This window comes from Corynebacterium sp. (genome assembly GCF_030532715.1).
GTDB lineage: Bacteria > Actinomycetota > Actinomycetes > Mycobacteriales > Mycobacteriaceae > Corynebacterium.
Genome location: NZ_JAUNKO010000005.1, coordinates 224,546 through 236,886 on the forward strand (window position 1 = coordinate 224,546; position 12,341 = coordinate 236,886).

A 12,341-nucleotide genomic window follows, 5' to 3' on the forward strand; every position below is an offset into this window, starting at 1 on the left:
CTTGAGAAAGCACGTTTTTATGCCGACAGTTACCTGGGAAAACCCGGAAAGCTCAACGCTTCCCGCGCCACAGATTTCCGCAGGTCAGCCACATGTGGGCCTGCCAACAAAATCCCTCGAGACATGTTCGGGAAGACCAAATGTTCGATGCCTTGAGCGAGTTCGCTCACATCCGCTGCGGTCGCGCCCTGCGCCCCAACACCGGGCATGAGCACTGGGCCACAAAGATGTTTCAGCTCGGGCGTGTCGGACAGCGTCGCGCCAACCACGACGCCGACATTGCCAACGCCACTGTGGCGAGCATTATCGGCAGCTGCGCAATCCACTATTTGTTGGCTAAGCGACACCCCGGAAGCGTCCACGCAATCCTGCACCTGACGGCCCTCCGGGTTCGAGGTAGCAGCCAACACAAACACTCCTCTACCCGTACGTTCAGCCAGCGTTAACGCAGGCGCCAACGCACCATAACCCAGGTAAGGGGATACTGTGACCGCATCGGAAACCAACGGGGAATCGTCGTCCAACCAAGCGGTGGCATACGCGGCCATGGTGGACCCAATATCGCCCCGCTTGGCGTCGGCGACCACCAACGCCCCCTGCGCGCGCAGGGCCGCGATCGTCTGTTCGAGGATTTCGAAGCCGGCGGAACCGAAGGCCTCATAGAAGGCTACCTGCGGCTTGACCAGGGCGACGGTATCCCCAAACGCTTCCACACACACGCGCGAAAACTCTGCCAGGCCATGCACATTCACTGGCAACGACCACTGCTCGAGGAGCGCGGGGTGCGGGTCAATACCGACGCACAGGCGGCTGCGGGCGGCCGCGACGTCGAGAAGCTGTTCGCCGAAGGTCATGTGTAATCCAGTTCTTGGAGGGGACAGACGGTGAGTTCGCCGGCGCGCAACGCCTCAATGCCCTGCACAGCGGCGGTCACACCCTGCACCGTGGTCACCAGCGGAATGCCCATATGGACCGCGGCGGCGCGGATATCGTAACCATCGTGCCGAGCCCCGGCAGAACCCGCAGGTGTGTTCAAAATAAGGTCCACCTCACCGTTGCGGATGCGATCGATGATCGATACGCCCTCGCCTTCGTTTTTCACGTCGGAGTGCTTAAACACCGTCTCGCACGGCACGCCATTGCGGCGCAGCATGCCCGCCGTACCCGCCGTAGCCAACATTGTGAACCCAAGCGACGCGAGGCGCTGGATTGGGAAGATCAGCGTACGCTTATCACGATTGGCCACGGAAACGAACACAGTTCCGGCCGTGGGCAAGGCCCCGAACGCACCGGCTTCCGCCTTCGCATATGCGGCGCCAAAATTATCGGCCAACCCCATGACCTCGCCCGTTGACTTCATCTCCGGGGTGAGCAGGGAATCCAGCATGCTGCCATCCGGGCGACGGAACCGGTGGAACGGCAGTACGGCTTCCTTGACGGCGATCGGGGCGTCGAGAGGCAGCGAACCGCCGTCATAACCGGCGGGGATCATCCCCTCCTCGCGCAACTCGGCGAGGGTGGCACCCAGCATGATGCGGGCGGCGGCCTTGGCCAGCGGTGTCCCCGTCGCCTTGGACACGAACGGCACGGTGCGGGATGCGCGCGGGTTCGCTTCGATCACGTAGAGGATGTCGTCCTTGAGTGCGAATTGCACGTTCATCAGCCCTTTAACGCCGATACCATGTGCGAGCGCGGTGGTGGACTTGCGCACCTTTTCAATGTCTTCCGCACCCAGGGTCATCGGCGGCAGCGCGCAGGCGGAATCGCCGGAGTGGATGCCCGCCTCCTCGATGTGCTCCATCACGCCGGCAAGGTACACCTCGGTGCCGTCGCACAACGCGTCGACGTCGATTTCGATGGCGTTGTCGAGGAAGCGATCCACCAACACCGGATGATCACTCGTAATTTCCGTTGCACGTTCGATGTAGTTGCGCAGCGAGGCTTGGTCATACACGATTTCCATGCCGCGGCCACCGAGCACATACGACGGCCGCACAAGCACCGGGTACCCAATGCGCTCGGCGACATCGCGGGCTTGCTCGTAGCTGGTCGCGGTACCAAACGCGGGAGCGGGAAGCTGGGCCTGGCGCAACACTTCACCGAACTCGCCGCGATCTTCGGCGAGGTTGATTGCCTCCGGTGTGGTGCCTACTACCGGAACACCCGCATCGCGTAAACGTTCGGCTAGGCCGAGAGGGGTTTGGCCGCCAAGCTGAACAATGACGCCGGCGACGGTGCCGGACTGCGACTCCGCGTGGTACACCTCCATGACATCTTCAAACGTCAACGGTTCGAAATAGAGGCGGTCAGCGGTGTCGTAGTCGGTGGAAACCGTCTCCGGGTTGCAGTTGACCATGACAGTCTCATAACCCACGCGCGACAATTCGAGGGCGGCGTGCACACACGAATAGTCAAACTCGATGCCCTGGCCGATGCGGTTCGGCCCGGAACCCAAAATGATGACCTTTTCCTTTTCGGTCTGTGGGGTCACTTCGGATTCGGCGGCGGGGTCGAGCTCGTACGCGGAATAGTGGTACGGGGTCTTAGCCTCGAACTCAGCGGCGCATGTGTCCACGGTTTTAAAGACGGGTCGGATGCCGAGCGACCAGCGCAGTCGACGCACCCCGTCCTCGCCGGCGAACTCTGGGCGCAGCACCGCGATTTGACGGTCCGACAGGCCAAAGAACTTAGCGCGGCGCAGCAATTGTTCGCTGAGCACGGGGGCTTCGACAAGCTCAGTGCGGAAGTCAACGAGTGCCTGCAATTCGGCGAGGAACCAGGGATCAATACCCGAAGCTTCGCACACTTCTTCGACGGTAGCGCCGAGCCGGAGGGCGAGTTCCGCGTCGTAGAGGCGCCCCTCAGTCGGGCGGCGGAGGTCTTCAAGGATCGCGGCAACATCGGTGGCGCGCTCCCCCGCAAAGGCCTCGTCGGGGACGGTCCAAAAACCCGCCTGTTTATTCTCCAACGAACGCAGCACTTTACCGAGCGCGGCGATATAGTTGCGGCCCAGCGACATTGCTTCGCCAACGGATTTCATCGTGGTGGTCAGGGTGTCATCGGCACCGGAGAACTTTTCGAATGCGAAGCGCGGCGCCTTCACCACGACGTAATCGAGCGTCGGTTCGAAAGCGGCTGGGGTGACGCCGGTGATGTCATTGGTGATCTCGTCGAGTGTGTACCCAATAGCCAGTTTCGCGGCGATCTTAGCAATGGGGAAACCAGTGGCTTTCGATGCCAACGCGGAGGATCGAGATACCCGAGGATTCATTTCGATGGTGATGATTCGGCCGTCACGCGGGTTAATAGCGAATTGGATGTTACAGCCGCCGGTGTCCACGCCAACCTCGCGCAGGATGGCGATGCCTTGGGTGCGTAGTTTTTGGAACTCACGGTCGGTCAAGGTCATGGCGGGCGCGACGGTCACGGAGTCGCCGGTGTGCACGCCGAGAGCGTCAACGTTTTCGATCGAACACACAACGACGACGTTGTCTTTCGCATCACGCATCAGCTCGAGCTCGAATTCTTTCCACCCAAGGATGGATTCCTCGATGAGGACATTCGCCTCTGGGGAGGCGGCCAAACCGCCGCCGGCGATGCGCTCGAGGTCTTCGTCGGTATACGCGAGCCCGGACCCGAGGCCGCCCATGGTGAACGACGGGCGAACCACCACCGGCAACCCGAGTTCGGCGACGGTTTCGCGGACTTCGTCCATGTTGTGGCACACGCGCGACCGGGCAGATTCGCCGCCCACGTTCGCCACGATGTCTTTGAATTTTTGGCGGTCTTCGCCGCGTTCGATGGCTTCGATGTCTGCGCCGATGAGCTCAACGTTGTACTTTTCCAACGAGCCGCGGCGATCAAGCGCGATCGCGGTGTTGAGGGCGGTTTGGCCGCCAAGTGTCGCGAGCACGGCGTCGATCGGGTGTCCCGCCGCAATCTCAGCCTCGAAGATTTTTTCGATGTATTCGGGTTGGATGGGTTCCACATAGGTGTGGTCCGCAAACTCCGGGTCGGTCATGATCGTCGCGGGATTGGAGTTGATGAGCGTGACGCGCATGCCCTCCTCTTTGAGCACCCGGCACGCCTGCGTCCCGGAATAGTCAAATTCGCACGCCTGTCCGATGACAATCGGGCCGGAACCAATGACCAGGACATGTGAAATATCTGTGCGCTTCGGCATGGTGATGTACCTTTCCTGGTCTTCCTACTTGGCGGCCCGTGCGGCGTGAGCGGCGGCCATGGTTTCAATAAAACGATCAAACAGCGGGTTCGCGTCGTGCGGTCCGGCGGCGGCCTCCGGATGGTATTGCACCGAGTAAGCCATGCCGCTGTCGAGGGCGACCCCTTCAACCACTTCATCGTTCAAACAAACGTGCGTAACCCTTGCTGGGCCGAAATCGGTGGCGAAGCGCTGCCCGCGCTCCCCTTTCAGCGCAAACCCGTGGTTTTGTGAAGTTATCTCTACTTTGCCTCGTTCCAGATCGAGCACGGGCACATTGATTCCCCGGTGACCGAACTTCATTTTGTAGGTTTCGAGGCCGAGCGCACGCCCGAGAATCTGATTGCCAAAGCAGATGCCAAAGAACGGCACACCCGCGGCGATCACGTCGCGCACGACCGCAACCATCTCGTCTGCGGTGGCAGGGTCACCGGGACCATTAGATACAAACACCCCATCGGGCTGGTAGCGGGCGATATCCGCGAACGGAGTGTTCGCCGGCACCACCACACAGCGCACGCCCCGGGCCCGAAGATTGCGCAGCGAATTGGTTTTCACACCCATGTCATACACCACGACGGTGTACCGTTCCTCGCCTTCAGCGGCGACTTCATACACGGTGCTGGTAGTCACCTCGCGGGCGAGATCTGCGCCTGCCATCGCCGGTTGCGCCTGCACTTCGGCGAGCAATTCCTCCCGCGGGCGGAGCGCCGCCGGGCCGGAGAAAATGCCGGCGGCCACGGAGCCGTGGTCACGCAGGTGGCGGACCAGTGCCCGAGTGTCCACGCCGCGGATCCCCACCACGGATTGGGCGATCATTTCCTCCTCCAGCGTGCGGGCCGCACGCCAATTGGACACCCTATGTGCAAGGTCACGGATGATAATGCCAGCGGCCCAAATGCGATCCCCGTGGGATTCGTTATCCTCGTCGTTCCACCCAGTGTTGCCAATTTGCGGCGCGGTAAACGTGACTAATTGGCGGTGGAACGAGGGATCGGTCATGGTTTCCTGGTAGCCGGTCATCGCGGTGGTGAACACTGCCTCGCCGAGGCGAGTCCCCACCGCTCCAACCGCTTGCCCTTCGAACACACGGCCGTCCGCCAATACGAGGACGGCCGGCTGGTTGCTGCTGGAAGGTGTCACAATGTCGCCTTTCAAAGGAATATTCATTTACTTACCTGCCTCGGTCCGCGGCACCGCCACACCGTCGGCGCAGGTGATATGCCCGCGCAGCACCGTGTGCGTGACCTTAGTGTGAAACTCCATACCCTCGTACGGCGTGTTTTCGGATTTCGAGGCCATGGCGTCACCGCTAGCCACCCAGGGATGGTCCGGATCCACCACGGTGAGGTTTGCGGGCTCCCCAACGGCGATCGGCCGACCGTGCCCCGGCAAACGCACGATTTCGCATGGGCGTTCGCTCATTACCTTGGCTACCCAACGCCAATCCGCAAGCCCCGTACGCACGAACGTATCGGCGATGATCGCCAGGGAAGTTTCCAACCCCAACATCCCGGGCCGCGCGTGCTCGAACTCGCAACATTTTTCTTCAGACCCATGCGGCGCGTGATCGGTAGCCACGCAATCGATCACGCCGTCGAGCAACGCTTGGCGCAGCGCCACCGTGTCGTGCGCCTCCCGTAGCGGCGGGTTCACGCGGTTGACACCATCGTAGGTTTCCAGGCGCTCGTCGGTAAGGATCAAATGGTGGGGAGTCACTTCGGCGGTCATGGGAATGCCCCGCTCCTTCGCCCACGTCACCAACTCCACGGACCCCACCGTCGAGGCGTGGCAAATGTGTACGCGGCCACCGTAGTCGCGGGCAAGCAACGCATCCCGCGCGACGATGGATTCTTCCGCCGCCCGGGGCCACCCGCGCAGCCCCAACCGTGCCGCGCGTTCGCCTTCGTGCGCTACCGCGCCTTCGGTGAGGCGGGGTTCTTCGCAATGCTGCGCCAGCAATACATCCTGGCCGCGCGAATATTCGATTGCACGGCGCATAATCTGTGGGTTTGCCACGCATTTTCCATCATCAGAAAACATGCGCACTTTCGCGGCCGAATTCGCCATCATGCCAAATTCGGTGAGCTCCTTGCCGTCCAGCCCTTTGGTAATGGACCCCACGGGGTGCACGTCGCACAGGCCAATCGCCTGCCCCTTGTACCACACGGATTCCGCGATCACCGGCTGGTCCATCACCGGCTGTGTATTCGCCATGGTGAACACGGCGGTAAACCCGCCCTGCGCTGCGGCGGCGGAACCGGACGCGATGGTTTCGGTATCTTCGCGGCCAGGCTCCCGAAGGTGCACATGGATGTCTACCAACCCGGGCAGCAGCACCCCACCGTTGCCGTCGATGACGCGGTCGGCGTCGTGGTCGCCCGCGTCGAGTGAGGTGATCACGCCGTCGGTGATCAGCACGTTGGTGGCCTCGCCCTCCCCGTACGGGCGAACGTTGCGGATCACGAGGGTGCCAGTTGCCGCCGGTGCAAGCGTCCCGGTTTCGGGATATTCAATCATCTTTTCCCCTTGGAAGTTTGCGGTCATTACAGTGCGGGGGAACCGACACCGATAATCAAGTTAAATAGAACGGCCATTCGCACGTGTACTCCGTTGGACACCTGTTGCAAAATCGCGGTTTGCGGGGCGTCAGCCACGGCGTCGTTAATTTCCATGCCGCGCAGCATCGGGCCGGGGTGCATCACGATTGCATGGTCCGGTAGGCTCGCCAACCGCTGCTTCGAAAGGCCGTACAAGGTGGCGTATTCCCGGTGCGAGGGGAAGAACCCACCCAACATACGTTCTTGTTGCACGCGTAGCATCATCACCACGTCGGCGTCACGGATTTCTTCATCCATGGAATACGCCGCCCGCACGGGCCAGTGCTCCACGCCGATGGGCAGGAGAGTCGGCGGCGCCACCAGCACCACCTCTGCCCCCAACGCCGACAACAAATCCACGTTCGAACGAACGACGCGGGAGTGCAGACAGTCACCCACGATCACCACTTTTCGGCCGGCAATGCTGCCAAGGCGCTGGCGCATCGTCACGGCGTCGAGAAGCGCTTGGGTGGGGTGCTGGTGCGAACCGTCGCCGGCGTTGATCACGCTGGGCCCGTCCAACCACCCGGCGACCTGCTGCGCGGCGCCCGAACTGGGGTGGCGCATCACGATCGCGTCAGCCCCAATGGCGTGCAAGGTCGCCGCCGTATCGCGCAAAGATTCGCCCTTTTTCACGCTCGAAGAAGAAGCCGAAATGTTGATCACGTCGGCGCTCATCCACTTGCCGGCGGTTTCGAACGAAGCGCGGGTACGGGTGGAGTTTTCGTAGAACATGGTAAACACTGTGCGCCCGCGCAGCGTAGGGAGTTTTTTCACCTCCCGGCCCAGAAGCGCCTCACGGAACCGGTCCGCCTCGTCCATGATGTGAACAATCTCGTCTTTGGTTAAATCCGAGATTGACAGCAAATGTTTCACAACAGTTTCCTATTCGCTTCGGGTTAACGTCACTGCGTCGCGGCCGTCGATTTCGTCGAACAGCACCGTAATTTCCTCCGCCCGTGACGTCGGCAGATTCTTGCCTACATAGTCGGCGCGGATCGGCAATTGGCGGTGGCCACGGTCTACAAATACCGCGAGTTGTATTTGCTCCGGCCGGCCAATATCGCGCAATGCGTCCAGCGCGGCGCGAATGGTTCGCCCCGAATACAGCACATCATCCACCAAGATGACAGTGGCACCATCAATCCCCGAATCAGGGATATTGGTGGGGCGCAATGCGCGCCGTGGGTGCGTGCGTAAATCGTCGCGGTACAGTGTGATGTCCAGCTCCCCTACTGCGACCTCAACCCCCGAAAACTCCCGGATTTTCTCCGCGAGCCTGCGCGCGAGTGGCACCCCTCCGGAGGGAATACCAAGCAACACTACGGTGTCGGCTGCGGCGGAATCCAACGCTGTTTTTTCAATAATCTGGTGCGCGATGCGTGCAACAGTTCGACCAACATCGTCTGCGCTCAGCAGTTCGGTTGTGGCCAAATTGTCTTGATCCATCGTGACCTCCTTCTCCGCCTCTCAGTGCGGCTCGTTAAAGGATGTCTCCCATTGCGAGAACTGGGAACAACCTTAGCATTACCCCCTTACCCGCCGCGATTACCCCGGCTGCTCCCCCGGCTCGCCGCGCATTTCCACGCCGCGCCCGCCGTCACGGCACCGCGCACACAGGCGCTTGTAAGCTGGCATTTTCCCCGGATTCATTGGGGCTGTTGGAGTGCTGTCGCACGGGCGTAACGGCGTACCGTCTATGCTTAAATGGCACCGAAGCGCCAACCCCGAAGGGGACCATTGCCGTGAGTCACACCGCGCAACACTTCGTTCCACACGCGCCAGAACTGGTTTGGGATTGGTTGTCCCGGCCCGGGGCGCCTGTCCGCCTTGCGCCGAAATTTGTGCCCATGATCCCGATTGAGGAGCCGACCCGCCTCTCCGATGGCACGACCGTGTTCTCACTGCCGGCGGGGTTGCGGTGGGTGACGCGCCACAACCTAGTGGATTATGTGCCGGGAAAAAGTTACTCCAATCAGTGCATTAAGGCCCCGCTAAAGGCCCTGTCACATTGGCGGCACACCCACGAGCTTGCCGCACACGAGGGCGGCACCACCATCACTGAAGAAGTGCACACCAATTTGCCCGCAACGTCCGTGGCGGCGTTGTTGGCGTACCGGCAGCACCAACTGGCTGCGGATTTGGATACGCTCGCCGGCTTGGGCGAGCTCAATGCGCAACCGAAGGTGATTGCCATGACGGGCACGCACGGGCTGGTGGGGCGCTCGCTGCGGGCGCTGCTGACCACTTCGGGGCACCGGGTGATTTCCTTGGTGCGGGAGTTGGAGGAGCCGGCCACCACGCCGGGGGCGGTGAATCGCACGGCTGCGGACCAGCGCCTGTGGGATCCGGTGTCGCCGGCGTTGGATCTGTTGGAGGGCGTGGATTGCGTCGTGCACCTCGCCGGGGAGCCCCTGGTTGGGCGGTTCAATGAGGAACACCGGGGCGCTATTCGTACTTCCCGGGTGGGTCCGACGGCTGCGCTGGCGCGTCGCGCGGCCGCGTCGTCGACATGCGCCACCTTTGTGTGTGCTTCCTCGATCGGCTTCTACGGGCACGAGCATTCCGAGGATCCCATCGACGAGACGGCGCCAAAGGGCGACGGGTTTTTGGCGGACGTGACGGCGGATTGGGAGGCGGCCTGCGCCCCCGCGAGTGACGCCGGTGTGCGAGTGGTCAACGTGCGCACTGGGGTGACGTTGAGTAGTTGGGGCGGCATTCTGCCGATCGTGCGGACGTTGTTCTCAACGGGCCTTGGCGGCCATGTTGGGTCGGGGGAACACCGATTGTCATGGATTTCTTTGGACGATTTAACAGATATTTATCGTCTCGCAATTTTGGACGAATCCTTGGCTGGGCCGATCAACGCGGTAGCCCCCAGCCCCATCACGCACCGCGCCTTTTCCCGGGAACTCGGATCCCAGATGGGACGCCCTTCTATCATTCCAATTCCCAGTTTTGGCCCGCGTCTCTTGCTTGGTTCTCAGGGCGCTCAAGAATTGGTGTTAGCTGATCACAATGTGTGCTCATCCGTACTGACGAGCGAATTCAGACACCCAACAATCGACTGTGCGCTGGCCCATGAGTTGGGTGGCGAAGGCTTCCGCGACGGGTCGGACACGATAGGCTAAACCTGTGACTGATTCCGAACCTACTCCCATGACCCTTGATCGCGTCGTGGAAATCTTGGAAGCTGAGAAGCTTGAATACGTCCGCGAGGACAATGATTTGTTGCGCACCGGGTTTCCCAATGCTGCGATTGGTGTGGTCATCGAAGGCGACCATTTGCTTTTCGACGCCGCCTGGCGCGGCGCCCCTCCCAGCGCGGACGCGCCGAAGGTGCTCGGCGCGATGAACGAGTGGAACTTAACGCGTGTGATGCCAAGCGTGAGTTTCAATGAAATCTCTGAAGGCACCCTGAATATTCGGGCGCATCGCGCGCTGTATGTGGGCCACGGCGCTACCCATAATCAAATCGGCGCGTTTATCATGTCCGCGATTCAAACCACCCTGGCGTGCTTTGAATGGCTGGAGACCGAGTTCCCGCAATACGTGACGTGGAAGGAAGCACAATGATCAGCGCCGTAACCCTGGACCGGGTTCGCAGCACCATGCAGGAGTTCGATATTGAACTCGCCCCGCATGAAGAGGTGGCCACGGCAAACCTCAATGGTTTCCCAGTGACCTTCGCCGTGCTCAACACCGCGGTGTTGATTGTGCGCGCGGATCATAGCTTGGAGGAACCGGTTGCGGACGGTAACCCCGCGACGTTTTTGGCTTGCAACCACTTCAACGCGTTCAACTTTCAATGCAAGGCGGTGGTGATGGACCGCCTTGAAAACCTGGTTGTGCGCACCGAATGCGAGCTCATGGTGGCCGCCGGCATGACCGACGATCAGTTGCGCGCCGCGCTGAAAGAGGCGGTGGATAACGTTCTCCAAGCCCAAGAAGCCATCACCCAACTCGTGGATTCAATGTCTTAATGCTTAGCCCAAATCCTCTCTCCCGTGTCGTTGCCTGGCTAAACCACGCAAATTTGCCGTTTGAAATGGTCGGCGAAACCCTTCGCGTGCGCGCACAACGGTGGCATCTGGATTATTCCTATGATGCGACCTTCGATCAGCTGAAAGCGTTGTGCACGTGGGAGGGGAAACCGAGCTACCAAGACTTGGAAGAATTCATCACTTTTATCGCCGAGTGGAACTTCGAATTCCTCCAACCGATAGCAATCCTGGAAACCCCCACACCCACCACGATGGAGCTGCGGGGGCGGACCTCCCTACCGAACGCTTCCCTACTGCCCGCGCCGAACATTGAGGCGTTTGCCGCGGTGGCGTGGGTGGTGTCCCGCCAATTGATGTTCACCGCGGAGCGCACGCTCCCCGGCGGCAAGGTTGGTCTGGCCAACACGCATCCCTTTTTGATCCAGCCGGAGGCGCTGCGCAAAATGGGGCGCACCTCATGAGGGCGCTCACCTTGGACCGGGTAGCCGCCGCGTTTCAAAATATTGGCGTGGAAACCGAGGCGGAACCCGACCAGCTCAATATTTTGCAGCTGCGTTTGCCTACCGCTGTGTCCGTGGAGTCCGGGCAACTACTGGTGCTCGCCTCGGATTGGGATTTGGAGCTGGATAACACGCCGGAGCTGCAACGGGACCTGTTTTTCCGCATCAACGATTTTCATCGAAAATACTCCCGCATCAAAATTGCGGTGGACCCAGAACGTGAGCACGCTGTGCTTGCGCTGACCGACGTGCTGTCCTGCCACCCGGGCCTGAGCGATACCCTCCTGGAATTGACACTGCAACGAAGCCTGGGCGGGCTGATTCACGCCGCATATGAGCTCAGCTCCCAGATTCCTGGCGCCGATGTAAGCCCAGCTCCCACGGGTGAATGGGGCGGCGTCTAGCCCCCGCGTTTGACGACGCCGCCCCATCTCACCCATGCTCCCCGATTACGGTGCGTGGATGTCTCCGTCAGGTTCGGCGGCCTCTTCGCCAAGCACCACGATCGCCTCGTCTGCTTCGAGGGCGTTGATCGCGGCGAGTGCTTCGGCGCGGAGTTCCTCAATGTTTTTGGCCACCGCGTCGAGCACGGCGTTGATGTATGGTGCGGCGAAGTCGGTGGAGTATTCGCTGCCGAGTTCCACGCCTTCAACCACGGCGGTCTTCACGGGAACATCCGGATTGAACAGCATTTCCCATACCGCGATGCGCAGGATTGCCCGATCGACGGCGGGAATGCGCTCGAGCACCCAATTGTCGGCCAAGTAGCGGCCAACGGTGTCGTCGATGCTGTCCAGTTCGACGGCGACGCCGCCGACGATCTGTTGCGTGTATTCCGCCACTGGCGCTACAAGCGGATCGGGCTGCTGCGATAGTTCGATGCGGTCTTGGACGATCGCCACGGGGTCAACATCACGAAACTCCGCCTCGAACAAGATGTCTACCGCCCTGCGGCGGGCGCGGTAGCGGCTGCCGCGACGTTTCGCGGGATCTTGACGGGAAGTACTCACGCCAC

The 12,341-nt window shown here is 61.2% G+C and carries 12 protein-coding genes; 5 read left to right on the forward strand and 7 right to left on the reverse strand.

What is annotated here, in order from left to right:
• Nucleotides 1-29 precede the first annotated feature (29 nt).
• The 6 genes from pyrF to pyrR are packed head-to-tail and all read right to left on the reverse strand — an operon-like array spanning nt 30 to nt 8,271.
• Entirely contained in the window at nt 30-854 is an 825-nt protein-coding gene (pyrF, locus tag Q4D83_RS09545; RefSeq protein WP_303175053.1) for an orotidine-5'-phosphate decarboxylase, read from the reverse strand.
• The gene (carB, locus tag Q4D83_RS09550) at nt 851-4,183 is read right to left on the reverse strand and encodes a carbamoyl-phosphate synthase large subunit (RefSeq protein WP_303175055.1); all 3,333 of its coding nucleotides are present in this window, start codon (nt 4,181-4,183) and stop codon (nt 851-853) included. Before carB ends, pyrF begins: the two co-directional genes overlap by 4 nt.
• A gap of 24 nt (nt 4,184-4,207) precedes the next feature.
• Nucleotides 4,208-5,392, reverse strand: a complete 1,185-nt coding sequence (gene carA / locus Q4D83_RS09555; protein ID WP_303175056.1) for a glutamine-hydrolyzing carbamoyl-phosphate synthase small subunit — start codon at nt 5,390-5,392, stop codon at nt 4,208-4,210.
• Nucleotides 5,393-6,742, reverse strand: a complete 1,350-nt coding sequence (locus tag Q4D83_RS09560; protein ID WP_303175057.1) for a dihydroorotase — start codon at nt 6,740-6,742, stop codon at nt 5,393-5,395.
• Between the two features lie 26 nt (nt 6,743-6,768).
• The gene (locus tag Q4D83_RS09565; protein ID WP_303175059.1) at nt 6,769-7,698 is read right to left on the reverse strand and encodes an aspartate carbamoyltransferase catalytic subunit; all 930 of its coding nucleotides are present in this window, start codon (nt 7,696-7,698) and stop codon (nt 6,769-6,771) included.
• A 9-nt stretch (nt 7,699-7,707) separates the two neighbouring features.
• Nucleotides 7,708-8,271 (reverse strand): bifunctional pyr operon transcriptional regulator/uracil phosphoribosyltransferase PyrR, encoded by a 564-nt coding sequence (gene pyrR / locus Q4D83_RS09570; protein ID WP_303175061.1) that lies wholly within the window; start codon nt 8,269-8,271, stop codon nt 7,708-7,710.
• 401 nt (nt 8,272-8,672) lie between these two features.
• Between pyrR and Q4D83_RS09575 the strand changes: the two genes are divergently transcribed.
• The 5 genes from Q4D83_RS09575 to Q4D83_RS09595 are packed head-to-tail and all read left to right on the forward strand — an operon-like array spanning nt 8,673 to nt 11,730.
• Nucleotides 8,673-9,953, forward strand: a complete 1,281-nt coding sequence (locus Q4D83_RS09575; RefSeq protein WP_303175063.1) for a TIGR01777 family oxidoreductase — start codon at nt 8,673-8,675, stop codon at nt 9,951-9,953.
• A gap of 4 nt (nt 9,954-9,957) precedes the next feature.
• Nucleotides 9,958-10,398, forward strand: coding sequence for a YbjN domain-containing protein (locus Q4D83_RS09580; RefSeq protein WP_303175065.1), 441 nt, complete (start codon nt 9,958-9,960; stop codon nt 10,396-10,398).
• On the forward strand, nt 10,395-10,805 hold the full coding sequence (locus Q4D83_RS09585; protein WP_303175067.1) for a YbjN domain-containing protein: 411 nt from the start codon (nt 10,395-10,397) through the stop codon (nt 10,803-10,805). Before Q4D83_RS09580 ends, Q4D83_RS09585 begins: the two co-directional genes overlap by 4 nt.
• 53 nt (nt 10,806-10,858) lie before the next feature.
• Nucleotides 10,859-11,287 carry a hypothetical protein gene (locus Q4D83_RS09590; protein WP_303175069.1) on the forward strand — a complete coding sequence of 143 codons (429 nt, stop codon included), beginning with the start codon at nt 10,859-10,861 and terminating at the stop codon, nt 11,285-11,287.
• A complete protein-coding gene (locus Q4D83_RS09595) occupies nt 11,284-11,730 on the forward strand; it encodes a hypothetical protein (protein ID WP_303175071.1) in 447 nt (148 codons plus the stop codon). Before Q4D83_RS09590 ends, Q4D83_RS09595 begins: the two co-directional genes overlap by 4 nt.
• Nucleotides 11,731-11,775: 45 nt before the next feature.
• Here Q4D83_RS09595 and nusB read toward each other — a convergent pair whose 3' ends face one another.
• Nucleotides 11,776-12,336 carry a transcription antitermination factor NusB gene (nusB, locus tag Q4D83_RS09600; protein ID WP_303175073.1) on the reverse strand — a complete coding sequence of 187 codons (561 nt, stop codon included), beginning with the start codon at nt 12,334-12,336 and terminating at the stop codon, nt 11,776-11,778.
• Nucleotides 12,337-12,341: the final 5 nt, after the last annotated feature.

What these genes read in the sequence shown, in the direction of transcription:
- Q4D83_RS09595 (WP_303175071.1), top strand. Translation starts at nt 11,284, where the DNA reads ATGAGGGCGCTCACCTTGGACCGGGTAGCCGCCGCGTTTCAAAATATT.
- Q4D83_RS09575 (WP_303175063.1), top strand. Translation starts at nt 8,673, where the DNA reads ATGATCCCGATTGAGGAGCCGACCCGCCTCTCCGATGGCACGACCGTG.
- Q4D83_RS09585 (WP_303175067.1), top strand. Translation starts at nt 10,395, where the DNA reads ATGATCAGCGCCGTAACCCTGGACCGGGTTCGCAGCACCATGCAGGAG.
- pyrF (WP_303175053.1), bottom strand. Translation starts at nt 854, where the DNA reads ATGACCTTCGGCGAACAGCTTCTCGACGTCGCGGCCGCCCGCAGCCGC.
- carA (WP_303175056.1), bottom strand. Translation starts at nt 5,392, where the DNA reads ATGAATATTCCTTTGAAAGGCGACATTGTGACACCTTCCAGCAGCAAC.
- pyrR (WP_303175061.1), bottom strand. Translation starts at nt 8,271, where the DNA reads ATGGATCAAGACAATTTGGCCACAACCGAACTGCTGAGCGCAGACGAT.
- Q4D83_RS09560 (WP_303175057.1), bottom strand. Translation starts at nt 6,742, where the DNA reads ATGATTGAATATCCCGAAACCGGGACGCTTGCACCGGCGGCAACTGGC.
- carB (WP_303175055.1), bottom strand. Translation starts at nt 4,183, where the DNA reads ATGCCGAAGCGCACAGATATTTCACATGTCCTGGTCATTGGTTCCGGC.